General features: G+C 66.5%; 25 protein-coding genes and 1 pseudogene. 10 read left to right on the plus strand and 16 right to left on the minus strand.

From position 1 onward, the window contains the following. Positions 1 to 17 precede the first annotated feature (17 nt). Positions 18 to 1,184, minus strand: a complete 1,167-nt coding sequence (locus tag V8683_RS23195) for an acyl-CoA dehydrogenase family protein (protein ID WP_411191854.1) — start codon at positions 1,182 to 1,184, stop codon at positions 18 to 20. 662 nt (positions 1,185 to 1,846) lie between these two features. Here V8683_RS23195 and V8683_RS23200 point away from each other — a divergent pair. Genes V8683_RS23200 through V8683_RS23220 form a run of 5 tightly spaced genes read left to right on the plus strand, consistent with a single transcriptional unit; the run spans position 1,847 to position 5,146 of the window. Continuing rightward, positions 1,847 to 2,434 (plus strand): RNA polymerase sigma factor, encoded by a 588-nt coding sequence (locus tag V8683_RS23200; protein WP_411191853.1) that lies wholly within the window; start codon positions 1,847 to 1,849, stop codon positions 2,432 to 2,434. A 16-nt stretch (positions 2,435 to 2,450) separates the two neighbouring features. Beyond that, positions 2,451 to 2,774, plus strand: a complete 324-nt coding sequence (locus V8683_RS23205) for a hypothetical protein (RefSeq protein WP_411191852.1) — start codon at positions 2,451 to 2,453, stop codon at positions 2,772 to 2,774. Next, on the plus strand, positions 2,771 to 3,067 hold the full coding sequence (locus tag V8683_RS23210) for a 4Fe-4S binding protein (protein WP_411191851.1): 297 nt from the start codon (positions 2,771 to 2,773) through the stop codon (positions 3,065 to 3,067). The genes V8683_RS23205 and V8683_RS23210 overlap by 4 nt, the downstream gene beginning before the upstream one ends. A 33-nt stretch (positions 3,068 to 3,100) precedes the next feature. Continuing rightward, positions 3,101 to 3,325: a hypothetical protein gene (locus V8683_RS23215; protein WP_411191850.1), complete on the plus strand. Its 225-nt coding sequence runs from the start codon at positions 3,101 to 3,103 to the stop codon at positions 3,323 to 3,325. 9 nt (positions 3,326 to 3,334) lie between these two features. Beyond that, positions 3,335 to 5,146, plus strand: coding sequence for an ABC transporter transmembrane domain-containing protein (locus V8683_RS23220; protein ID WP_411191849.1), 1,812 nt, complete (start codon positions 3,335 to 3,337; stop codon positions 5,144 to 5,146). Positions 5,147 to 5,169: 23 nt separating this feature from the next. Here the strand turns inward: V8683_RS23220 and V8683_RS23225 are convergent, their stop codons facing one another. Further along, positions 5,170 to 6,750, minus strand: coding sequence for an MFS transporter (locus V8683_RS23225; protein WP_411191848.1), 1,581 nt, complete (start codon positions 6,748 to 6,750; stop codon positions 5,170 to 5,172). 99 nt (positions 6,751 to 6,849) lie between these two features. Here V8683_RS23225 and V8683_RS23230 point away from each other — a divergent pair, with 99 nt between their 5' ends. Next, positions 6,850 to 7,737, plus strand: coding sequence for a LysR family transcriptional regulator (locus V8683_RS23230; protein ID WP_411191847.1), 888 nt, complete (start codon positions 6,850 to 6,852; stop codon positions 7,735 to 7,737). Positions 7,738 to 7,750: 13 nt separating this feature from the next. Here V8683_RS23230 and V8683_RS23235 read toward each other — a convergent pair whose 3' ends face one another. After that, positions 7,751 to 8,542, minus strand: a complete 792-nt coding sequence (locus tag V8683_RS23235; protein ID WP_411191846.1) for an alpha/beta fold hydrolase — start codon at positions 8,540 to 8,542, stop codon at positions 7,751 to 7,753. A gap of 347 nt (positions 8,543 to 8,889) precedes the next feature. On the opposite strand from V8683_RS23235, the pseudogene V8683_RS23240 reads away from it, so the two are divergent. Then, positions 8,890 to 9,192: pseudogene (locus V8683_RS23240) on the plus strand (response regulator transcription factor); the annotation flags it as partial. Between the two features lie 3 nt (positions 9,193 to 9,195). Here V8683_RS23240 and V8683_RS23245 read toward each other — a convergent pair. Together V8683_RS23245 and V8683_RS23250 are read right to left on the minus strand one after the other, a co-directional pair. After that, positions 9,196 to 10,197 (minus strand): 2-dehydropantoate 2-reductase, encoded by a 1,002-nt coding sequence (locus V8683_RS23245; protein ID WP_411191845.1) that lies wholly within the window; start codon positions 10,195 to 10,197, stop codon positions 9,196 to 9,198. A gap of 3 nt (positions 10,198 to 10,200) precedes the next feature. Next, on the minus strand, positions 10,201 to 10,971 hold the full coding sequence (locus V8683_RS23250; RefSeq protein WP_411191844.1) for a class II aldolase/adducin family protein: 771 nt from the start codon (positions 10,969 to 10,971) through the stop codon (positions 10,201 to 10,203). Positions 10,972 to 11,152: 181 nt separating this feature from the next. On the opposite strand from V8683_RS23250, the gene V8683_RS23255 reads away from it, so the two are divergent. Next, complete coding sequence (locus V8683_RS23255) at positions 11,153 to 11,596, plus strand: MarR family winged helix-turn-helix transcriptional regulator (protein WP_411191843.1); 444 nt, start codon at positions 11,153 to 11,155, stop codon at positions 11,594 to 11,596. A gap of 62 nt (positions 11,597 to 11,658) precedes the next feature. On the opposite strand, the gene hpaI is transcribed toward V8683_RS23255, so the two are convergent. The 7 genes from hpaI to V8683_RS23290 are packed head-to-tail and all read right to left on the minus strand — an operon-like array spanning position 11,659 to position 17,599. Further along, a complete protein-coding gene (hpaI, locus tag V8683_RS23260) occupies positions 11,659 to 12,435 on the minus strand; it encodes a 4-hydroxy-2-oxoheptanedioate aldolase (protein ID WP_411191842.1) in 777 nt (258 codons plus the stop codon). Between the two features lie 21 nt (positions 12,436 to 12,456). Continuing rightward, positions 12,457 to 13,260, minus strand: a complete 804-nt coding sequence (gene hpaH, locus V8683_RS23265) for a 2-oxo-hept-4-ene-1,7-dioate hydratase (RefSeq protein ID WP_411191841.1) — start codon at positions 13,258 to 13,260, stop codon at positions 12,457 to 12,459. A 46-nt stretch (positions 13,261 to 13,306) separates the two neighbouring features. After that, positions 13,307 to 13,708, minus strand: coding sequence for a 5-carboxymethyl-2-hydroxymuconate Delta-isomerase (locus V8683_RS23270; protein WP_411191840.1), 402 nt, complete (start codon positions 13,706 to 13,708; stop codon positions 13,307 to 13,309). Between the two features lie 17 nt (positions 13,709 to 13,725). Next, complete coding sequence (gene hpaD, locus V8683_RS23275) at positions 13,726 to 14,589, minus strand: 3,4-dihydroxyphenylacetate 2,3-dioxygenase (RefSeq protein ID WP_411191839.1); 864 nt, start codon at positions 14,587 to 14,589, stop codon at positions 13,726 to 13,728. Position 14,590: 1 nt separating this feature from the next. Beyond that, positions 14,591 to 16,048, minus strand: coding sequence for a 5-carboxymethyl-2-hydroxymuconate semialdehyde dehydrogenase (gene hpaE / locus V8683_RS23280; RefSeq protein ID WP_411191838.1), 1,458 nt, complete (start codon positions 16,046 to 16,048; stop codon positions 14,591 to 14,593). Positions 16,049 to 16,055: 7 nt separating this feature from the next. After that, on the minus strand, positions 16,056 to 16,823 hold the full coding sequence (locus V8683_RS23285; RefSeq protein ID WP_411191837.1) for a fumarylacetoacetate hydrolase family protein: 768 nt from the start codon (positions 16,821 to 16,823) through the stop codon (positions 16,056 to 16,058). After that, on the minus strand, positions 16,820 to 17,599 hold the full coding sequence (locus V8683_RS23290; protein WP_411191836.1) for a fumarylacetoacetate hydrolase family protein: 780 nt from the start codon (positions 17,597 to 17,599) through the stop codon (positions 16,820 to 16,822). The genes V8683_RS23285 and V8683_RS23290 overlap by 4 nt, the downstream gene beginning before the upstream one ends. Before the next feature lie 181 nt (positions 17,600 to 17,780). On the opposite strand from V8683_RS23290, the gene hpaR reads away from it, so the two are divergent. Next, positions 17,781 to 18,176: a homoprotocatechuate degradation operon regulator HpaR gene (hpaR, locus tag V8683_RS23295; protein ID WP_411192531.1), complete on the plus strand. Its 396-nt coding sequence runs from the start codon at positions 17,781 to 17,783 to the stop codon at positions 18,174 to 18,176. 103 nt (positions 18,177 to 18,279) lie between these two features. On the opposite strand, the gene V8683_RS23300 is transcribed toward hpaR, so the two are convergent. Together V8683_RS23300 and V8683_RS23305 are read right to left on the minus strand one after the other, a co-directional pair. Further along, a complete protein-coding gene (locus tag V8683_RS23300) occupies positions 18,280 to 18,591 on the minus strand; it encodes a thioredoxin family protein (RefSeq protein ID WP_411191835.1) in 312 nt (103 codons plus the stop codon). Between the two features lie 74 nt (positions 18,592 to 18,665). Then, positions 18,666 to 19,469, minus strand: a complete 804-nt coding sequence (locus V8683_RS23305; protein ID WP_411191834.1) for a class I SAM-dependent methyltransferase — start codon at positions 19,467 to 19,469, stop codon at positions 18,666 to 18,668. A 571-nt stretch (positions 19,470 to 20,040) separates the two neighbouring features. Here V8683_RS23305 and V8683_RS23310 point away from each other — a divergent pair. Further along, entirely contained in the window at positions 20,041 to 20,316 is a 276-nt protein-coding gene (locus tag V8683_RS23310; RefSeq protein WP_411191833.1) for a hypothetical protein, read from the plus strand. Positions 20,317 to 20,365: 49 nt separating this feature from the next. On the opposite strand, the gene V8683_RS23315 is transcribed toward V8683_RS23310, so the two are convergent. Then, entirely contained in the window at positions 20,366 to 21,637 is a 1,272-nt protein-coding gene (locus V8683_RS23315) for a winged helix-turn-helix domain-containing protein (protein ID WP_411191832.1), read from the minus strand. Continuing rightward, complete coding sequence (locus V8683_RS23320) at positions 21,630 to 23,351, minus strand: FAD-dependent oxidoreductase (protein WP_411191831.1); 1,722 nt, start codon at positions 23,349 to 23,351, stop codon at positions 21,630 to 21,632. The genes V8683_RS23315 and V8683_RS23320 overlap by 8 nt, the downstream gene beginning before the upstream one ends. Between the last annotated feature and the right edge of the window lie 134 nt (positions 23,352 to 23,485).

Genomic DNA, 23,485 nt, shown 5'->3' on the forward strand with positions numbered 1-23,485 from the left:
CTTGCCGCTCCTCGCGTTCAGTACGACTTGGGCAGCCCGAGCACCTTCTCCGCGATGAAGCAGAGGATCAGTTGCGGGCTGACGGGCGCGAGCCTCGGAATCATACACTCCCGCAGATAGCGCTCGACGTGGTACTCCTTCGCGTAACCCATGCCGCCCAGTGTCGCGACGGCCGTCTGGCACGACTGGAACGCGGCCTCGGCGGCGAGGTACTTCGCCGCGTTGGCTTCGGCGCCGCAGGGCTCGCCTGCGTCGTAAAGCGTGGCGGCCTTCATCACCATCAGGTTGGCTGCTTCGAGCGCCATCCATGCCTGGGCGAGCGGATGCTGAATCGCCTGGTTTTGCCCGATGGGGCGGCCGAACACGACGCGCTCCTTCGCGTACTGCGTCGCGCGCCGCAACGCGGCCTGGCCGAGTCCTACGGCCTCCGAAGCAATCAGTATGCGCTCGGGATTCAGCCCGTGCAGCAGATAATGAAAGCCCTTGCCCTCCTCGCCGATGCGGTCTTCCACAGGCACACGCAGGCCGTCGATGAACAGCATGTTCGAATCGACCGCCTTGCGGCCCATTTTCTCGATCTCGCGCACTTCCACGCGCGTGCGGTCGAGGTCCGTGTAGAAGAGGGAGAGGCCGTCGGTGGGTTTCTTCGCCGCGTCGAGCGGCGTGGTGCGCGCGATGATCAGCATCTTGCTGGCGACCTGCGCCGTCGAGATCCAGATCTTGCGGCCCGTGAGCACGTAGTGGTCCCCGTCGCGCACGGCCTGGGTTTTCAGGTGTGTGGTATCGAGGCCCGCGTCGGGCTCGGTGACGGCGAAGCAGGCCTTGTCGCGTCCCTCGATGAGCGGCGGCAGAAAGCGGCGCTTCTGCGCCTCGTCGCCAAACACCTGCACCGGATTCAGGCCGAAGATGTTCATGTGCACGGCCGACGCGCCCGAAAGCCCCGCGCCCGACGCGCTGATCGTGCGCATCATCAGCGCGGCCTCGGTCATGCCGAGCCCCGAGCCGCCATACTCGGGCGACATCGCGATGCCCAGCCAGCCCGCGTCGGCGAGCGCGCGATGAAAGTCGTGCGGGAAACCGCCTTCGCGGTCGCGTTCGAGCCAGTAGCTGTCGTCGAAGCGCTCGCAGATTTTCTCGATTGCCGCGACGATGGATTGCTGGTCTTCATTGAGGCTGAAATTCATTGCGGACTTCCTTTCCAGGCCTGAACCGGGCGTGATGTTGGGTGCTGGTGTTGCTGAACACCGCTGCGGCGTGCCTGTTCAATGCGGGCGGTGTGCGGCGAATGCGGGACAAGGCGCTTGCTTCCATGATATGGACTGCCAGGTAAATGATGGGCGCTGGGCAACGAAATGGAACGGAAGGCCTGGAGGCATATTGATGCAACTAACAGTCAACGCCCCGATGTTCCGCCGAGGCGGCTGCGCCGGAACAGGATATCGGCATCGATATTTTTCCTGAGTGTGAATTTATATTCTCATGTGAGAAATTCTGGGTCAAGCGCGAAGTGGCTCATCGCGGCATTCCGTACCCGGTAGCTATCCGGACGCCTGCGCGTGGGCCACGTCGCACTCGACGATCTGCAAGCCATCGTGATGGTCGCTGCGCGGCACGCTTCGCATCCATGGCAGCGAAGGCGTGATCCGGCAACTGCTGCTGACTGTCGTGCCGAGCTTCCTGGCGATGCATATCCCGGCAGGGCTGCAAGCGTTCGTTCGTTTGCTGAAGGCGCCGGCAGGAGACGAGTTCAATGCATAACGCGAAGAAGCGGCGCCACGGCCAGAAAAATTTCACAACCGGTCCGCTCGCCCCACAATATCCTCCTTCCCGAATCGTCATCACGGGTATGGAAACGCCGCACACCCCGAGCCCGCTGACCGAGCAGGACCGAGAAATCGCCGACGCCGTCGCCCGCGAGCGCCCGAGGCTGCGCAATTTCATCCGCCGCCGGGTGATCGATCAGGACGAAGCCGAGGACATTCTTCAGGACGTTTTCGAAGAACTGGTCGAGGCCTGGCGGCTGCCGGACCCTATCGAGCAGGTCGGCGCGTGGCTGTTTCGCGTCGCGAGAAACCGGATCATCGACCGCTTTCGCAAGAAGAAGGAAGCGCCGCTGGCCGATGTCAGCAACGCCGCCGATACCGGCGAGGACGACGGCGAGTACCGCCTGGACCTCGCGCTGCCTTCGCCCGACGCCGGACCCGAGGCCGCCTATGCGCGCGCGGCGCTGCTCGATGCGCTGCGGGCCGCGCTCGAAGAGTTGCCCGCGAACCAGCGCGAGGTGTTCGTCGCCCACGAACTGGACGGGCGCAGCTTCAAGGAGATGGCGGCCGCAACCGGCGTCGGCGTCAGCACGCTGCTGGCGCGCAAGCGCTACGCCGTGCTGCATCTGCGCAAACGACTGCAGTCGTCCTACGACGGCTTCGAGATCTGAACCGAAGGAGAATGAAATGAGTTTTCGCCGGAAACTATTGGCCAAGGCGCTGCTGATCGTGCTGATCATCGCGCTGCTGGGCTGGATCGTCATGCGGCTGTGGAACTGGATCGTGCCGACCCTCATTGTCGACGCTCACGTGATTGACTATCCGCACGCGGTGGGTCTGCTGGTGCTCTGCCGGATCCTGTTCGGCGGATTCCGCGGGCATGGCGGTTGCCACAAGCGCAGGCAATGGGAGCAGTGGCAGCACTGGCAGCGCATGACGCCGCAAGAGCGCGAGCAGCTTCGCAACGAGCGAATGTCGGGGTCGCGCTCGACCGGGGAGAGCGGCGCATGAACCGGAACGCGACTGTGGTCTGCAAACAGCCGCCCGGTGTCATTGCACCGTCCGTCGATTTCTCGCGCTGCGAAGGGAAAGCGGATTGCGTGACCGTTTGCCCCGAGAACGTATTCGAAATCCGCCGCATCGAGGCGGCCGACTACCAGCCGCTCCGGCCATTGCAGCGCTTCAAGCTGCGCGTGCACGGCATGAAGGTGGCGTACGCGCCGCACGCGGATGCGTGCCGTGCCTGCGGCCTGTGTGTGTCGGCATGTCCCGAGCACGCCATCACGCTTGTCAGGACGCGCTGAAGAGCCGTCCCCACGGAGTCCGAGGAAATGACCATGCTGAGTCCACATGAACTGGCCACGCTGATGCTGATCCGCAGCGCGCCCGAGCAGATCGACATGACACGTGTCGAACTCGACACCCTGCTGGATTGCGATCTGATTTCGCTGGAGCCGCGCGCCGGAGAGCGGCGTCTCCCGATGCTGACGGCCGCCGGCGCGCACGTGCTGGAGGTCGCCGCGCGGCTGGACGGCCCGCGATCGTGGGACAGCGTGCAGTAAGGTTCTTCGATGCCAGATACCACCACTCGTTCGCCGCGTGTCGCCCCGCTCTTCGCCCTGCTTCCTTTTCTGCGTCCTTATGCGGGGCGCTGGGCGCTCGCGTTCCTCGCGCTCGTGACGTCGGCGGGCGCGACGCTGGCGCTGCCGGTTGCGTTCAAATATCTGATCGACCGCGGCTTCGCGAGCGGCGACCGCACGCATATCGATCGCTATTTCATTGCGCTCTTCGTGGTCTCGCTGGTTCTCGCGGCCGCGACGGCGCTGCGCTTCTACTGGGTCTCGTGGCTCGGCGAACGGGTGACGGCCGACTTGCGGCGCGCCGTGTACGACCATGTGATGCGGATGAGCCCGCAATTCTTCGAGACCACGCAGACGGGCGAGGTGCTCTCGCGGCTCACCACCGACACGACCCTGATCCAGGCCGTGGTGGGCACGAGCTTGTCGCTCGGATTGCGCAACCTCCTGCTGACGGTCGGCGGCGTGGCGATGCTGATCACGACGAGCCCGGTGCTGTCCGGCTACATCATCGCGACGCTCGTGGTGGTGGTCGCGCCCATCGTGATCTTCGGGCGGCGCGTGCGGCGGCTTTCGCGCGCCAGTCAGGACAAGGTCGCGAACGCCAGCGCGCTGGCGGGCGAGGTGCTCAATGCGATGCCGACCGTGCAGTCGTATACGCAGGAGGGTTTCGAGGCGGGGCGTTTTGGCGGCGCGGTGGACACGGCCTTCGAGACCGCGCTGAGACGAATCCGGGCACGCGCCTCGTTGACTGCCGTGGTGATCGTGTTCGTCTTTGCCGCGATCGTGTTCGTGCTCTGGCTTGGCGCGCAGGCAGTCCTGGCCGGGCACATGACGGCGGGCCAGCTCTCCCAGTTCATTCTCTATGCGGTGTTCACGGCGGGGGCCGTTGGCGCCGTTGCCGAGGTATGGGGCGATCTGCAGCGGGCGGCGGGTGCCACAGAACGGCTGCTGCAACTGCTGGCCGCGCGCTCGCCGGTGGCACAAGCCGAAACGACCGTGCCGCTGCCGGCGCGCGGCGAAGGCATCCGCTTCGACAACGTCGGCTTTTCGTATCCGTCGCGTCCCGGCATTGCCGCGCTTGCGGGGTTCTCGCTCGACGTGCGTTCAGGCGAGCATGTCGCGCTGGTCGGGCCGTCCGGCGCCGGCAAGACCACGCTGTTTCAGTTGTTGTTGCGCTTCTACGATCCGCAGTCGGGCAGCATCCTGATCAACGGTGTGCCGACGAATCAGGTCTCGCTCGCCGCGTTGCGCCAGGCGATTGGCGTCGTGCTGCAGGAATCGGTGATCTTTTCGGGCAGCGTGCTCGACAACATCCGCTACGGCATGCCCGACGCCACGCTCGCCCAGGTGCAGCGCGCCGCGGAGATGGCAGCGGCGGCCGGTTTCATCGCGGAGCTGCCGCAAGGCTATGACACGTTCCTCGGCGAGCGCGGCGTGCGGTTGTCCGGCGGCCAGCGTCAGCGCCTTGCGATCGCGCGCGCGATTCTCAAGAATCCGCCCATCCTGCTGCTCGACGAAGCCACCAGCGCGCTCGATGCCGCGAGCGAACGGCTCGTGCAAACGGCGCTGGACAACGCCGCGCTGAACCGCACGACGCTCGTTATTGCGCATCGTCTTGCCACCGTGCAGCAAGCGGACCGCATCGTCGTTCTGGATCAGGGCCGCATTGTTGCGCAAGGGCGTCACGCGGAGCTCTTGCAGAGTTCTCCGCTTTACGCGCAGCTCGCGGCAATGCAATTCGGCGAAATGCTGGGGAAGACCGTGGAGCATGACGTCGCGCGTGCGAGTGTCGATTTGCCGTGACCGGGCCATCCCGGAAGATCGCGTCACGCTGAGCGGCTGCGTCCCGCGAGTAGCCAGATTGCGGCCGAGATCGCGAGCGCAAACAAGCCGGCAACGCTCAGTGCCGATGCAAAGCCGCTCGCAAAACTGGCCGGAGCGACGGATTTCATCGCCAACTGGAGGTCGGGCGCGAGGCGCGCCAGGGCGTGGCTCAAATCGCCGGCAAGCAGGTCCGACATGAACGGCGCATCCACGCATGCGTTACCCGACGTATGACACGGCGTTGCCGCGTCGATCGCGGATCGGGCGCGCGACGCGAGCACTGCGCCAAGTACGCCGATCGACGTGACGATCGCGGTGAAGCGGGTAGTCGTGCTGATTCCGGACGCCATTCCGGTCCGATGCGGCGGAACGCACGCCATGATCGCCTTCTGGGTGTCTCCGTTCAGCACGCCGGCGCCCAGGCCGGTGACGATCATCCCCACCGCAACCCAGCCGTATTCGCCCGATGGCGCGGCAACGGCGGTGAACAGATTGCCAAGACCGACAAGCGCCAGCCCGGCGGACAGCGTCGATATCGATCCGGTCACATGCCGCCCAATTCGTGCGCCTAAATAGGGGCCGACTATCATCGAGAGCGCGAACGGAAGCATTCCGGTTCCCGCATGAATGGGCGTCCATTCGAACGCATTCTGCAGGTAGAGCGGCAGGAACGTCATCATCACCTGGGCGCACGCGGCGTAGCCGAACATCGCGAGCACCGCGGCGACAAAGCGCGCTTGCGAGAACAATGTCAGATCGATAACGGCGTGCCCGATGCGCCGCTCGATCGCGACGAAGCCGGCGAGCATCAGCACGCATGCGGCAAAGCGCGATCCGGTGGCCACGCTGCGCCAGCCGTCGTCCTGGGCGCCGATCAGCGCCCAGATACCGCACGCGAGCCCGATGCCGAAGAACAGGCTGCCCGCAAAGTCGATGCGTCCCGCACGCGGATTACGCGAGTCGGTCACCACGCGCCGTATGCAGAAGATCAGCACCGCGCAGACCGGCAGGTTCAGCAGGAAGATCCAGCGCCAGCCGACCCATTGCGTGATCAGGCCGCCGACGAGCGGCGCGACGGTGGTCGCGATCCCCATCGTCATCCCCCAGATGGCCCACGCGCGCGTCCGCTCGTGCGGGCCGGGGAAGGCGTGCGCGATCACGGCCAGCGCCGAAGTCAGCAGCATTGCCGCGCCAAAGCCCTTCGCGGCGCGGGACAGGTTAAGGAACATGACGTTCGGCGCGAGCCCGCAACCGAGCGACGCGATCGCGAATATCAGCAGACCGAACAACATCGTCTTCTTGCGGCCATAGCGGTCGGCAAGCCCGCCCATCGGCAGGAGGCACGATGCGAACGAGACCATGTACGCGCTGACGACCCATTCGACGTCTGCAAATCCCGCATGAAACGAGCGCGCGATCGACGGCAGCGACACGGCGACGATATTCGTGTCGAGCACGATCAACGCACAGGTCGCGGATGCCGTTGCGAGCACGGCTGCGGCTGAGCGCGTCGGCGCGGCGGACGCCGTTGCCGCGCGCGCGGGCTCGACAACGGACGTAACAGGACTGGCTTCTTCCAACATGGGCGATCGCTCCAACATACGGACGGACACCATCTTAGCGCCGGTCGTATTGCCGATCGATAGCAGATAGAATCACATTTATTCATTCCTGGATGAATAGTGATGGAACTGGAACTGCGTCACCTGCGCTGCATTCTCGCGGTTGCGAAGCGCCTGCATTTCGCGCGCGCCGCCGACGATCTGGGGCTCGCGCCGCCCTCCCTGACGAAGCAGATCCAGGATGCGGAGCGCCTGCTGCAATTCCGGCTGTTTCACCGGACCCGGCGCTCCGTTTCGCTGACCGCGGCGGGCGAAGCTTATATTCCGGAAGCCGCCGCGGTACTGGCGCAACTCGAACAAGCCCGCGAACTCGGGCTGCTTGCCGAGCGCGGGCAGTTGGGACAGGTCCGGGTCGGCTATGTCGCCTCCGCTGCGTACGCTGGGGTGATGCGCCAGACCGTGACGGAATTCCGGCGATTGCATCGACGGATCGACGTGCAGTTGCTGGAGGTGCCGATGGACGAGATTCCGATGCAACTCGTCGACCGGCAGCTCGACGCCGCTTATGTCAGGCCGCCGATGGCGTACCCGGAAGGGTTGCACGCCACGCGCGTGTATCAGGACGAGTTCGTCGTCGCGCTGCCGGAGGACTCCGCCCTCGCGGCGCAGAGCGCGATTACGCCGAAGCAGTTGCGCGACGCGCAGTTCGTCGTACCCGAGCAGGAGTTCGGCACGATGGAGCTCGCGAGACGCGGGCGTTTCTCGCCGCAAATCGCGCAGCGTCCCGGGCCGCTCGTCGCCGTGCTCGCGAGCGTTTCGCTCGGCGGCACGGTGGCCATCGTCCCCGGCACGCTGTGCGACTGCGTTTCGCTGCCCGGCGTGATCTACCGTCCCCTGGCCGGCAAGCCGATCCCGTCTGAGATCGCGCTGCTGCACCGCAGGCACGAGCGCTCGCGCGTGGTGAGTGCATTTCTGCAGTACGCTCGCAGCGAATCGGTTTCCCCGTAAAAGGGCAAAGCGGTTATTGCACCTTCTCCGCCGCGGCGAGGATTGCGTCCGCAACCTTGCGCGGCTGGCTCAGCATCACAACGTGACTGGCATTCACGCCGATCGCCGTTGCGCCAATCTGGCTGGCCATGGCCCGCTGCGCGGCCGGGTCGATCATCCGGTCCTGCCCCGTCACGACGAACCACGACGGCTTCTTGTGCCAGGCCGCGTCGGTGACCTTGTCGTCCGTGCAGCCCGAGAACCAGGGGCCCTGCGTCGCGGCGACGACGCGCGCCTGCGCTTCCGGCAGGTCCTGCGCGAAATCGTGCACGATCGCATCCGTCGACAAGGTCAGGAAGCCCGCCGAATCCTTGCGCAGCGCGCCGGCCCACACGGGCGCGGGCTTGCCCTTGAGCATGTCGTTGATCGACTGGCCATTGTCGGGCGCGAACGCGGCCACGTAGACGAGCGCTTTCACCTTGTCGTCATTGCCCGCCTGGGTAATTACGACGCCGCCCCATGAGTGTCCGACCAGCACGACCGGGCCGTTCTGCGCGTCGATCACGCGTTTCGTTGCCGCGGCGTCGTCGGCAAGCGAACTCAACGGATTCTGCACGGCCACTACGTGCAGACCTCGCGCTTCGAGCAGCGGGATCACCTTGTCCCAGCTCGATCCATCGGCAAATGCGCCGTGCACGAGCACGACGTTCTTGCCCTTCAGGTCCTGACCGGGGGCGGCGTGCGCCGCGGAGACGGAAAACAGGCTACCAGCCAGGCTACCGAGCAGCAACGCGGACGCCAGGCACTTCTTCAACAGCGGGTTCATGGTGGATTCCTTGCCAGGGGTTGAACTGGCCATGAGCATCGCAGCCGGGCGGCCCTGCCGGTATCGGTCAAATGACCGACCCGGGTTATCGCCTGGCGGCGATGCTTGCGGCGCGGCCGGACTGGGCGAAGCCGCTCGATCTGCAAGGCGGTGTCAATACCGTGATCGGCCCGCTCGCGCAGATTCACTGCGAGGTCTCCGGCGAGGTCGCGCGGATGCTGCGCTTCGCCTCCGCCTCCGCCTCCGCCTCCGCCTCCGAAGCCGCGCTGCGGCATATTTTCGAGGCGTGGGACGGCACGGGATTCCCTGAACGACTCGCGGGCGCTGCGGTGCCGCGGACCGAAGTCGCTCAGCGATTGCGCCTTGAAGCGGCAGAGGGACGCTTCGACGCCGACGTCGTGGAAGCGCTGATCGCGTTGAAAGACGCGCCGCCGCGTGGCACGCGCGGGCGGCAAAGGGCGGGGCTGTCCGCGCGCGAAATCGACGTGCTGCGTTCGATCAGCCGCGGCGCGAGCAACAAGGAAGCGGCGCGGGAACTCGATCTGAGTCCGAGCACCGTTCGCACCCATGTCGAAAGCGCGTTTCGCAAGCTCGAATGCTCGACCCGCGCGGCGGCGACGTTAAAGGCTTCGGCACTCGGATTGATCTAGCCTTCAGCCACCCCGTCGAGCCGCCTCGAGATTGGCATCGAGTTGGCGGGCGAGCCCGTACAGCATGCCGAGCGAGGGCGCTGCCACGCCGGTGCGCTGCGCGAGCTCGTACGGTGCGCCCAGTAGCGCCTCGACTTCGAGCGAGCGTCCGCCCTCCACGTCCTGCAGCATCGAGGTCTTGAACGCGCCGAGCTTGCGCGTAACCGCATTGCGTTCCTCGATCGTCATCGCGAGGCGTATGCCGATGCCTTCGCCTATCGCGCGAGCCTCCGACATGACGGCCGCGACGAGGCCCGCCGTGAGCGGATCGTCGAGGATCACATCGGCGGTCGAACGCGTGAGCGCGCTAATGGGGTTCATCGTCATGTTGCCCCACAGCTTTGCCCAGATTTCGTCCTGGATCGACTCGGGCGCCACCACGTCGAAGCCCGCACTTGCGAGCAGCACGCGTGCTTCGTCGGCGCGCTGCGCGAGATGCGGCGCGGAGGGCCCGACGATCAAGCGATTGCCGTTGCCCCTGCGGATCACGCCGGGCGCGGCGATCGACGAGGATAGATGCACGACGCAGCCCGACGCCTGCCCTGGCGGCAGCGCGGCCGACACGACGCCGCCCGGATCGACCGCTTCGAGCCGGCCATTGGCGTGCGTGCCGCCAAAGTCGTTGAGGAACCACCACGGTACGCCGTTCATGGCGGAGACGATGTGCGTACCGGGTCCGACGAGCGGCGCGAGCGATGCCGCGGCCTGCACGAGCGCCTGCCCTTTCAGGCAGACGAGGAGCAGATTCTGCGGGCCGAGCGATGCCGGGTTATCGGTGGCGTTCACGCGCGCCGTAAAGCGCGTGTCGCCTTCGACGACCGTGAGCCCGTCGCGGCGGATCGCTTCGAGCTGCGCGCCGCGCGCCAGCACGTTGACTGCGATGCCGGCGCGCGCGAGCCGGGCCGCGACGAGTCCGCCGATGGCGCCCGCGCCGACGACGGTGATGCCGGGGTGAGAGGTAGCCAACGCTTACTCCTTGTATGAGGGGTCGAGCCGTTCGGCGCGCCGGATCAGCGCGGCGAGCACGTTCTCGCCCGCGCCGTGTTCGGGCGAAAACTGCAGGGCGTCGCGCGTGGCCTGCGCCGTGATGGCCGGATCGATCGCAAGCGGCTTGCCGCGCATGGAGTCGGTAAGCACCTGAACTTCGCAGGCGCGATTGAGCGTCCACAGCAGGGCGAATGCATGCGCGAGGCTCACGCCGTGCGCGAGCAGGCCATGATTGCGCAGGATGAGGAGCCGCCTGTCGCCCATCGACTTCAGGATGCGCGCCTTCTCCTCGTCGTGCACCGTAATACCTTCGAAATCATGATACGCGACCATGTCGTGCAGCTGCGCGGAATAGAAGTTGGTGTACGAGAGCCCGTCTTCCATGCACGCCACGGCCAGCCCGGCTGTGGTGTGCGTGTGCATCACGCAGTGCGCGTCCTCGACGTTCGCGTGGATCGCGCTGTGGATCACGAAGCCGGCCGGATTGATCGGCCATGCACCCGGGCTCAGGATATTGCCGTCCAGGTCGATCTTCACGAGGTTCGAGGCCCGGATTTCGTCATACGTAAGGCCGAACGGATTGATCAGGAAATGCTTCTGCGGCCCCGGCACGCGCAGCGTGATGTGGTTGAAGATCAGCTCGGTCCAGCCCAGCAGATGAAACACGCGGTACATGGCTGCAAGCCGCACGCGCGCATCCCATTCCTGCGCATCGCACCAGTCGGGGCGTGCGTGCCGTTGTGTCTCGCTCATGGTCGTTTCCTTACCGGGCTGTCATGGGGACGATGTTAGCGTCAAATAAATGCGTGTGCAAGCATCAATATGGGGGGTGAGCCGTCCCTGGAAAAGACGTATGCCGATGGTATGCTAACGCGGTTGCCAGGCGCGGTGCGGTCGCGGTGCCGCGGCGGGACGACGGGACAAGAGACGGATCATGACGACAAAAAACGGGATCGAGGAACTGTTCACTTACCGGCTGCATGTGCTGAAGAAGCACACGGACCGTGCATTGGCCGAGGCGTTCGATTCGGCGCTCGGACTTTCGTTGACCGAAGCTCGGCTTCTTATCAGCGTGGGGGCCTTCGGGCCGATTTCGGTGTCGGATCTCGGGCGGGCGTCGAATCTCGACCGCAGTCAGGCGAGCCGCGCGACCGACGTACTCGAACGCAAGGGTCTGCTCGCGAAAAAGTCCAACGAGGCGGACGCGCGCGGCGTGCTCGTCGCGCTCACGCCGAAGGGGCGTAGCACCTGGCGTCGCGCCACGGCCATCTCGAAGGCAGGCAACGACGACTTTCTTTCCCTGCTGAGCGAGCACGAACGCGACGTGCTGGGCACGGTGCTCGCGAAGCTCGTCGAGCGGTGCGGTGAGGCCGACTGAGGGCCGAGTGGAGGGCCGACCGCGGGCCGGCTGAGCGCGCCGGCCCGGTTTTCGCCGGGAGCTTACGCGGCGCGTTCGCGAAAGCGCGCGGCAAGGTCGCTGGCGCCGCGCGCGAGCAGCGCCACGTCGCTGCCCACCGCGACGAAGGTTGCCCCCGCATCGATATATTCGGCAGCAATGACCGGATCGGCGGCCAGCACGCCCGCGCCCAGCCCGCGTTCGCGTACGGCGCGTATGCCTTTGCAGATCGCCTCGCGCACGGCCGGGGCGCCCGGCTGCCCGATAAGACCCATCGAGGCGCTGAGGTCGGCCGGGCCGAAGAACACACCGTCCACGCCTTCCACTGCGGCAATCGCGTCGAGTTGCGCGAGCGCGTGTGCGGTCTCCACCTGCACCAGCACGCACAATTCGTCGACGGCGCCATGAAGATAGTCGGACGAACCGTTCCAACGCGACGCGCGAGCCAACGCGCTGCCCACGCCGCGAATCCCTAACGGCGGATAGCGCGTGGCCGCCACGGCATTGCGCGCGTCGTCGGTGTTTTCGATCATCGGGATGAGCAGCGTCTGCGCGCCGATGTCGAGCAGTTGCTTGATGATCGCGCTGTCGTTGCGCACGGGCCGCACGATTGGATGCGTGGGATACGGCGCGACGGCCTGGAGTTGCGCGAGCGTGCTGCGCAGGTCGTTGGGCGCGTGCTCGCCGTCGATGAGGAGCCAGTCGAAGCCCGTACCGGCGAGCAGTTCGGTGACGTACGAGTCGGCGAGCGCGGCCCACAGGCCGATCTGCCGGCGCTGCTCGGCGAGCGCGCGCTTGAAGGGGTTCGCGGGAGCGGTCATGGCACTGTCGAAGTCGCGGGATTAGATGAAATTGAAGCCGATGCCGCCAAGCGAACCGTAATCGGCATGGAACGTGTCGCCCGCGCGCGCGGGGATGGGCGCGGTGAACGACCCGCTCAGGATCACGTCGCCCGCTTCGAGCTGCTCGTCGTGGCGCGCGATCTTGTTGGCGAGCCAGGCGACACCCGTCGCCGGATGATTGAGCACCGCGGCGGCGAGCCCGCTTTCCTCCACGGCGCCGTTCTTGTAGAGCAGCGCGCCCACCCAGCGCAGATCGACGTCTAGCGGCTTCACCGGGCGGCCGCCCAGCACGACGCCCGCGTTCGCGGCGAAGTCGGAGATCGTGTCGAACACCTTGCGTGGCGCCTTCGTTTCGCGGTCGAACTGCTCGATGCGCGCATCGATGATCTCGATGGCGGGCGTCACCCATGCGGTGGCGTCGAGCACGTCGAAGAGCGTGACGCCGGGCCCTTGCAGCGGGCGGTTCAGCACGAAGGCGAGCTCCACCTCCACGCGCGGCGCGATGAAGCGGTCCGCGCGGATGTCGCTGCCCGCTTCGATGAACATGCTGTCGAGCAGCGGCGCGTAATCGGGTTCGTCGATCTGCGAAGAACGCTGCATCGCCCGCGAGGTGAGGCCGATCTTGCGCCCCTTGATGGTGTGCCCGGCGGCGAGCTTGAGCTTGACCCACTCGCGCTGGATGGCGTAACCATCGTCGATGGTCATCTCGGGGTGCGCGCGGGAGAAGTGGCGCAGCGGCGTGCGCGTGCGTTCCGCCTCGTCGAGCTGCGCGGCCAGCTCGCGGATGATGTGCTGATCCAGCATATCGGAGTCCTGTGGTTTCTTGTTCGTTCCTGTCGTAGGCGGTGATTCAGCCTTTCAGGCGGGCGTGCAGGTTGTTGTGCTTCCACGCGCCTTCTTCGCTGAATTCGACGATCTCCAGCGAGAGTGCGAGCCCGTGCGAGGCGAAGGCTTCGGCGAAGTGCTGCTTGATGGCTTCGAAGAGCGCGTCGCCCGTGGCCTTGCGCACCTGCGGCGAGCGGCCCGCGCCGATTTTCAGGCAACCGTGCAGGAAGGCGTTCTGCGGATTGCCGTCGGCGACGAAGTATTGCTCGCAGCGCAAAGCGCGCGTGCGGATGCCGCCGCGCGGATAGACGCGGGCGCCGGCTTCGTCGCGCTGCGCGTCGAGCACGTGCGCGAGCGTTTCGCAAAGCTTCCCGACGCTCGTTGCATCGGCGAGATTGGCACTGTATTCGAGGGTGAGGTGCGGCACGATGAATCCTCCAGCAATCAGGCAGAAAGCGGCGTCACGGGCAGGATCGCATTGATCTGCCCCGTGCCGGAGCTGCCGAAGTAGGGCGTGACGATTTCGGCGCGGCCTTCGTAGCGGTCCCAGCCGAGCGCGCCCAGCAGCATGGCGGTGTCGTGCATGCCGCCTTCGCCCCAGCACTTCTCGTTGTACATCGGCAGCATTTCGCAGAACGTCTTCCAGTCGCCGCGTTCCCAGAGCGAGACCACGTGGCGGTCGGTCTGTTCGAGGAACGGGTCCCAGACCTTGTGCATGAACTGGTCGGCCGTGCCGTTGTTCGCGAAGTGATGCGAAAGCGAGCCGCTCGCGAGGATCGCCACCGTGCCGTCGTAGCGCTCTTCGATCGCGCGCCGCACGGCGAGGCCGAAACGCGCGCTCGTGGCGAGGTCGTGCCACATGCACCAGCCGGCCACCGAGACGCAGCGGAAGTGCTGGTCGGGGTTCATGTAGCGCATGGGTACGAGCGTGCCGTATTCGAGGTCGAGCGTCGTCTCGCTGTGCGCACGCGTTTTCACGCCCATTTCATTGGCGACGTCCGCGATCAGGTGGCCGAGCCCGGCGTTGCCGGGGTAGGCGTACGGCATGTTCTTGATGAAATGCGGCAGCTCGTTGCTCGTATAGACGCCTTCGAAGCGCGGCGCGCAGTTGATGTGATATTCGCTGTTGACGAGCCAGTGCACGTCGAACACGACGATCGTGTCGACGCCCAGCTCGCGGCAACGGCGGCCGATCTCGTGATGGCCGTCGATGGCGGCCTGGCGGCAGCCCTTGTGCGGCCCGTCGAGTTCGGACAGATACAGCGACGGTACGTGTGTGACCTTGGCGGCCAGCGCGAGTTTGCCCATTTCATACACCCCAATGCGGAATATGATGCGAGCCCATCGAAACGCAGACGTTCTTCGGCTCGAGAAACACTTCGTAGCTCCAGGTACCGCCTTCGCGTCCCACGCCCGATGCTTTCGTGCCGCCGAACGGCTGACGCAGGTCGCGCACGTTCTGGCTGTTCACGAAGCACATGCCCGCCTCGATCGCGGCGGCCACGCGCAGCGCGCGGCCCGTGTTCTCGGTCCAGACATAGCTGGAGAGGCCGTAGGCGATGTCGTTGGCAAGGCGGATGGCGTCGGCTTCGTCCTCGAACGGAATCAGGCACGCAACCGGCCCGAAAATCTCTTCCTGCGCGATGCGCATGCGGTTGTCGACGTCGAGGAACACCGTCGGCTGGACGAAGTTGCCGTTCTTCATGGCGTCGGGCAGCGCGGGCGCGTCGAGGCCGCCGCACGCGAGCGTGGCGCCTTCCTTCGGCCCGAGCTCGATATAGCTGCGCACTTTCGCGAGATGCCCCTGGCTGATCATCGGACCGACGATCGTCTTCTCGTCGAGCGGATCGCCCACCGTGATGCGCTTCGCGCGCTCGACGAAGCGTTCGGCGAACTTCGCATAGATCGAACGTTGCACGAGAATGCGCGAGCCCGCCGTGCAGCGCTCGCCGTTGTTAGAGAAGATCATGAAAACGGCGGCGTCGAGCGCGCGCTCGAAGTCGGCGTCGTCGAAGATCACGAACGGCGACTTGCCGCCCAGCTCCATCGAGAACTTCTTCAGGCCCGCGCTCTGGACGATGCGGTTGCCGGTCGCGGTCGATCCGGTGAACGACACGGCACGCACGTCGGGATGCGCGACGAGCGGCTCGCCCGTTTCCTGGCCGTAGCCGTGCACGACGTTCAGAACACCTTTCGGAATGCCCGCTTCAAGCGCGAGCTGGCCGAGCATCGAAGCCGTGAGCGGCGAGAGTTCGCTCATCTTCAGCACGGCCGTGTTGCCGAACGCGAGGCAGGGCGCGACCTTCCAGGTCGCCGTCATGAACGGCACGTTCCACGGCGAGATCAGCGCGCACACACCCACCGGATGAAACAGCGTGTAGTTCAGGTGCGTGCTCGTGGGGTAGGTGTGGCCGTCCACGGCCGCGCAGACTTCGGCGAAGTAGCTGAAATTGTCGGCGGCGCGCGGCACGAGCTGCTTGCCCGTTTGCGAGATCGTCTGGCCCGTGTCCTTCGTTTCCGTCAACGCAATTTCCGGCACGTTCTTCGCAATCAGCTCGCCTAGCTTGCGGATCGCCTTCGCGCGCTCGGCGGCGGGCTTTGCGGCCCACGCGGGGAACGCGTCCTTCGCAGCGCGCACCGCGAGCTCGACCTCGGCGCCGCCGCCGCGCGCGACTTCGGCCAGCACCTCCTGCGTCGCGGGGTTCACGGTTTCGAAGTAGTCGCGGCCGGCGTGCGCCTCGCCATTGATCAGATGTTCGACTCGCATGGTTCTCTTACCTTGGCGTTGCGCGCCCGAATTCGGCGTCGGACGCAATCGTGTTGACAAGACGGCCGAGACCGTCGATTTCGCACACCACTTCGTCGCCTGCGTTCACGTTGACGACGCCTTCGGGCGTGCCGGTCAGGATGACGTCGCCGGGGGCGAGCGTCATGAAGCTGCTCAGATATTCGATCAGTTCGGCAATGCCCGTCACGAGGTCGCGCGTGTTGCCGCGCTGCTTCAGTTCGCCGTTGACGAAGGTGCGCAGTTCGAGCGCGTTGACGTCGGCGATATCGGCGGCATCGACGAACCACGGACCGAGCACGGTGCCGCCGTCGCGGTTCTTCACGCGCAGGTTCGGACGATAGTAGTTCTCGAGATAGTCGCGGATCGCGTAGTCGTTCGCGATCGTGTAGCCGGCCACGTACTGCATGGCGTCTTCGCGCTTTACCTGCTGCGCCGTGCGGCCGATCACGACGGCCAGCTCGCACTCGTAGTGCATGAAGGTCACATCGCCGGGGCGGCGCGTGACGCCGCGGTGGCCGATCACACTGCCCGGTCCCTTGAGGAACACGAGCGGCTCTTCCTGCTTCGAGAACGCGAGTTCCTTCGCGTGCTCGGCATAGTTCAGGCCGAGCGCGAAGATCGTGCCGGGTTCGAACGGCGCGAGCCAGACGACTTCGTGCTCGTCGCGCACGCGGCCGTCGGCGAGCCGCACCTGGCCGCCGTGCGGCATGGCCTCGTGAATGGCGCCTGCATAGGCAACGCGGCCGCGCATCATGCTGGTACTCCTTGTGCGGGTTGGGTCGCTTCCGTTGCGACGAAGTCGATCGCGAGCGGGGCCCAGTCGCCGATGGCGAGCGTGGCGCGCGCGCCTGCGCGGACCACCGGCGCGCCGTGCGGCACGCCCAGCGTGATGACGTCGCCGGCGGCGAGCGTCATGAAGTCGGTGACGTCGGCGAGGAGTTGCGCGACGCCGCGCACGGTCGTGGCGGTGCTGGCCGTGAAGGGGGCTTCCCCGTCGACCTGCACGGAGATCGCGAGGTTGTCGGGATCGGCGACGTGGCGCCGCGCCACCACGGCGGGGCCGATTACGCAGAAGTTGTCGCGTGCGCGAAAGCGCACGGACGGCCGATAGACGCTCGCATGCGGCACGCTCAGATCCGCGACGAGCGTATAGCCCGCGATGTAATCGAAGGCATCGGCCGCGGCCACGCGCGCAGCGGTGCGCCCGATCACGATGCCGAGCGACGCGCCCACCTGCACGCCTTCCTCGCCGGGCACGATCACGCGTGCGCCATGACCGGCGAGCGTATTGCGCGGCTTCAGATAGAGCACAGGTGCGCGCGGCGGGGCCTTGTAGGGCGCAGCGTTGACCGCCTCGCCCAGCGCCGCTAGCGCGGCGCGGTCGTTGAGCAGCGTGCCGTAGACCGCGCCGCCCACGGGCGCGCGGCAATGCGCCCCCGAGGCCAGCAGCGTGCGTACGGCACGGGCGTCCACGTCGCGGGGCAGCGCTTCGCCTTGCACGTGGATCAGATGATCGGCTACCGGAAACATGACTGGCTTCGCTTTCACGAAAATACTAAGATGTTAGTAATAGTGCGCTTGCTATCATCCGTCGTCAACCAGTCGATGCGGGATTTGCGGGTTTCCCCTGGTCGCGCATCTTCTTCGAGCCGAAGCCATCATGTCCGATACCTCGCCGTCCTCCACCCGCGTGGCGCACCGTAACCTGCCGATGCTGCTGTTGCGCGCCCGCGAAAAAATGATGGAGCGGTTTCGTCCGCTCATCACCTCGCACGGTTTGACCGAGCAGCAGTGGCGCGTGATCCGCGCGCTCAACGAAAGCGGTCCGCTGGAGCCGCGCCAGATCTCCGATATCTGCACGATATCGAGCCCGAGCATGGCCGGGGTGCTGGCGCGCATGGAGGCGCTAGGGCTCGTGACGAAGGAACGCTTCGCGGAAGACCAGCGGCGCGTGCTCGTCTCGCTGACGAGGAAGAGCCATCAGCTCGTGAAGGCGATTTCGAAGGAACTGGAGGCGCGCTACGCGGCGCTCGAAGAGGAAGTGGGACGCGACGTGGTGGAGCGCGTATATCGCGCGGTCGATGACCTGCTGGCGGGTCTGGAGTAAAAACAAAGGTGGCGCGGGACGCATGACGCGGCGCGCGCAGGTGAGGATTTACGGGAGCGCCGCACCAGCCGGATGGATTTGAAGCGCCGCCGCGCCGGATGCGTCAGGCGAGCGAGGCGAACGCGTCATCGAGTTCGAAGGCCTTGGTGGGGCGCACCACGCGCGCGACCTCCGCGCCGTCGCGCAGGAAGATCAGCGTGGGCCACAGCTTCACGCGGAACGAGCGGCCGAGCGCGCGGCCCGGGCCGTCCTCCACCTGGATGCGGCGCACGCCGGGATGCCGCGAGAACGCTTCGCCAATCAACGGCTGCGCGCCCTGGCAGTAGCCGCACCAGTTCGTGCCGAATTCCAGCACGGCGGGGCCCGCCATCGCGTCGATCTCTTTGCGTGCGGGGGCGGTCGTGGCGTAGCTCATCGCGGGTTTCCTCGTGTCGGCTTCGGTTTTGGCCTTCGTGACACGTCATACGATACCGCAATACGCCTTCGGATTCAGGCCGGCGCTCGCCTCGCGAGCGTCGCGGTGGATTCGATGCGCTCGGTCAGCCAGCCGTCGTCGCTGGCGTGCTCGTCGACGAGGGCGTCGATGCGCGAAAGCAGCGTGTCGAGCTTTTCGCCCAGGCGCTCGCGCGAGAGGCTCGACATCGAAAGCGGTCGTGCTTTCAATTGCTCTGCGCTGACGCGCCGGTACTCGATCACCGATACACGCTCGATCGCCGTAAAAGCGGAGCGCGCCAGCACGTCGCCATGGCTTTCCCACTGCGCGGACTTGCGCTGCGCGCGCGCCGGATCTTCGTTCGCGTATTCGTCGAGCAGCGTGCGGTATTGCGCCGCCCAGGGCCGCAGCGGGTCGTCCAGATGCGCGGTGCCGAAGAGCGCGACGGCGCCGCGAGCGGCCAGGATCGTATCCAGGCGCGCCAGCGTATCGTCGCGGTCCATCCAGTGAAACGCGCGGCCGATCACGGCCAGATGAAACGTGCCGAGCGTGGTGTTCAGATCGTACGAACTGCCTTGCCGGTATTCGATGTTAGGCGCGATGCCCGCGCCGAACTGCGACGCGATGTCGAGCATCGCGGGCTCGGGATCGATGGCGACGGCGTTCGCGACCCAGCTCGCGAACGCGAGCGAGAGCTGGCCGGGGCCGCAGCCGAGGTCGAGCAGACGCTGGGTGCCGTCGAGCCCGACGTGCTGGGCGACGCGGCGAATCAGCGCGGGCGAATAGGCCGGGCGGCCCAGCAGATAATGCGGGGCGGCGTGGCGAAAGCGGTCGGGGACGAAGGGTGTGATCGAGCTCATGGCATCCAGGCGGGGATTGGCGGGCGTGCTGCGACCCGCACAGTCTGGAGATCGCTCGTGGCAACGTCAAGGCAGGGCGTCAGGCCATAGGTGAGCCTTTCCGGGAGTGAGTCGGCGAAGAGGGGACGGCGCACCGTTGCGCGCATTGCCGTTGTCATCCGATATCCCTGCAACACGGGAAAATGCCTTGAAACAAGGGATGAAATGGCACGCGAGCCGCAATGGCCAGCATGCGCCGCAGTGTCGGCGGACGAGCCCTGGCGATGGCGCCTGGCATGAGGTGAGCTTTTTCGGGGGGCGAGGAAGGTGGCACGCGCGCGCTTTACGGTACGGCGTTTGCAAGACCCGTCTTACCTCCGGATTCCCGATTCGGCCTTGTTTTCAAGGCCTTTTCTGATTGGCGGCAAAACAGGCGCTGGCGTTGCGTGCGACTCGCCATCGCGCGAGCGCCGCAAAGGTGAGAAGATTCGGGAACCATGCGCGAGGGCACATGGACGTGCGCTGGTGTTGGGTATATAAAAGAAATGCAGGATTTTTTCGATTACATGTCACCCAGGAGAAACGGTTCATCATGGCGAGCGACGATACACAAAAGCAGGACGCTCAATCGCCGGGCAACGCCCCGGCACAGCCCGATCTGGAACATCTGAACGCGGCGTTTACGCACGTCGACGAAGGTGTGAAGTCCGGCAAGATTGCAGCGGGCGCGGCCAAGGGGCTCGTGTACAGCCTCGTGGAGACACTGGGTGCGCTCGTGGGCGATCCGGATCTGCCCGAGCATGCGCGTTCCGGTTACGTGGGCCTCCTGGAAGCCGCACGCGAACTGCGGGCGCGGCTCGACCGCTAATCACGGCAGCGGCTTCATGGCGGCGGCGCGGCAAGCGCCGCCGCCCGCTTCATCCGGCCAGCAAGGCTTCGGCCAGGCCGTCCGGCGCGGTGCCGACGCGCAGTTCCGGCGTGCCGTGCCAGTTGGCGCAACGCTCCAGCGCGCGACGCAGGTCGGTCACGAACCGGGCGCTCATGCGCACGCCCGGTTCCAGATGCAGCGACTTCACTTCGAACACCTGCTGTGCCCGGTGCGCCTTCGCGTCGATCCGGCCTGCCAGCCGTCCCCGGCTCAATATCGGTAGTACGAAGTAACCGTACTTGCGCTTCGCGGCTGGCAGGTAGCATTCGATCGCATAGTCGAAGTCGAACAGGGCCGTCGCGCGCTTGCGGTCCCAGATCACCGGGTCGAATGGCGAGAGCAAGGTCGTGACCGTGGAGGCGAGTCTGCCGCTCGCGGCCTCTTCGATCAGCGGCGCGAACTCGCGATGAACGAATGCGTCGTGTTTCCAGCCCTCCACGCGCACCGGCAGCAACTCGCCCGCATCGGCGAGCGCATGCAGCGCGTCGACATATGGGCGGCGCGGCAGACGGTAGTAGTCGGCAGCCCAGTCCGCGCGGATCACCCCCAGCGCCCGGCAGGTGTGCAGGAGCAGCGCGCGTTCGGCGTCGGCGCGTGTCGGCAGATCGCGCGCGTCGTTCCAGTGGGGGAGCACGCGCTCGATCACGTCGTAGACACGCTGAAAGTTGTGCCGTTGAGCGACCATCAGCGCGCCGGTGGCGAACAGCACTTCCAGGTGGCGCTTTTCCGGCTTCCAGTCCCACCAGCCGCTGCCTTTCTCGCCCTTCGCGCGCGCGAAGTCGGACGAGCGCACGGCGCCCTGCGCGCGGATGCGCTCGAGCAGCGCGTCGATCTCGCGGCGATGCTTCGCATGCCACTCGGCCGCGTACTTCCAGCCCATGCCCGAAGGGTCGAGCATGCGGTGACGCAGCAGCCCATAGTCTTCGATCGGCACGAACGAGGCCTCGTGCGCCCAGTATTCGAAGAGGCGTCCTTCGGCGAGGTGCTCGTCGAGCCAGCGCGGCTCGTACGCACCGATGCGGGAGAACAGCACGAAATAGGGGCTGCGCGCGACCACATGGATCGTGTCGATCTGCAGTTGCGCCATGCGGCGGATCGCGCCGAGCACATCGGCTTTCGTCGCCTTGCGGCGCGGCGGGGCGAGGAGACCTTGGGCCGCGAGGTGCAGCGTGCGCGCCGCCGCGAGCGGCAGCGTGAGCGTCGAGCCCGTGCCCGCAGGTAGCGTTTGCGTATCGGCGTCGAGCGCCGTTTCGTCACGCATGGGCGCCCGCCGTCACGGGCACCTGCGCCGGCATCGCGGCGAGCAACTGGTGGATCTGCGCGACCACGGCCGCGCCTTCGCCCACCGCCGCCGCGACGCGCTTGGTCGAGCCCGCGCGTGCGTCGCCGATCGCGTAGACGCCGTCCACGGAAGTCGCGAGGCTGCACGACGCGTCGTCGCTGCCGGTGAGCACGAAGCCGTGCGGATCGAGCTCCACGCCGCAGGCGCGCAGCCACGCGGTATTCGGGTCGGCGCCCGTGAAGAGGAACAGATGGCGCGCGTCGAAGCGATCGAAGCCGGCTGGGCACGGCGACTTGAGCAGGACTGAGGCGAGCCCGGCGTCGTCCTCGTCGAGCGCGCCGATTTCGCTGTGCGGATGCACGTTCACGTTCGGCAGCGAGGCGATACGGTCGATCAGGTAGCGCGACATCGTCGACTCGAAGCCGGCCTTGCGGATCAGCACGTCCACCTGGCGCGCGTGCGACGCGAGATACACGATGGCCTGGCCGGCCGAGTTGCCGCCGCCCACGAGCACGACGTTTTCGTGCTTGCAGAGCCTGGCCTCGACGGGCGACGCCCAGTAGTAGACGCCATGCCCTTCGTAGCGGTCGAGCCCGGCGATGGCCGGGCGCCGGTACACGGCGCCGCTCGCGATCACGACGGTATGGGCGCACACGTTGCCGCTGCACGTTTCGAGCCGCAGGGGCCGCTCGTCGCAGTGCAGCCTTTGCGCCCGCACCGGAATCGCGACGTGCGCGCCGAACTTCTGCGCCTGCACGAACGCTCGCCCGGCGAGCGCCTGGCCCGAGATGCCGGTGGGAAAGCCCAGATAGTTTTCGATGCGCGAGCTCGCGCCCGCCTGGCCGCCCGGCGCGCGGCCGTCGAGCACGATCACCGAAAGCCCTTCTGAGGCCGCGTACACGGCGGTCGCGAGTCCGGCGGGGCCGGCGCCGATCACGGCGACGTCATAGACGCGGTGGTCGTCGAGTTCGGGCAACAGGCCGAGGCAGGTCGCCAGTTCCGGCGCGGAGGGGCGGCGCAGCACGGTGCCGTCGGGGCAGATCACGATCGGCAGGTCTTCCGGGCGTGCGGCGTACCGTTCGATCACGTTCAGCATGCAGGTGTCGTGTTCGTCGAGCACGCTGTACGGGTGGCCGTTGCGCGAGAGAAAGCCTTGCAGCGAGACCAGCGCGGGATCGTCGTGCTGGCCGACGAGGATCGGGCCGCCGGCGCCTTTCTCGATGAGCGCGACGCGGCGCAGGATCAGCGCGCGCATGATGCGCTCGCCCAGTTCCGCTTCGGCGATGATGGCCGCGCGCAGGCGCTCCGGCGGAATCAGCAGGGCAACGACTGGCTCGAGCGCCACGCCGTCCACGAGCGAGGGGCCGCCCGAGAGCTGGCCGACCTCGGCGAGGAACGAGCCGCGATGATGTTCGTTGATGTGCATTTCGCGGCCGAATCCGTCGCGCTGATACACCTTCACGGAGCCGGCGAGCAGGACGAACATGCCGGCGCCGGTTTCGCCCGTGCGAAAGAGCAATTCGCCCGGCGCCCACTCGCGCACGACGCCGAAGCGATGCAGGCGTTCGATCTCCTCGTCGGTGAGGATGGGGAACATCTGGTGGCGCCGCGTGGAAAGCGACGAATAAGGCGCGTCGGCCGGCGGTGCTTCCACGTCGGCGCGATTGACCTCGGCTTCGTTGATGGTGCCCATCTGGCGGTTCTCCTCGTGCGGTCGGCCCGAACGATGCCGGGCCGGGCGAACATGCGGACACATGCGTGGACGAATGGGTGGACCTGCTGGCGGACCGGCGGCCGACGGCGTTACGCCCACACGCCGTCGGCCCG

This window comes from Paraburkholderia sp. AV2 (assembly GCF_054968425.1).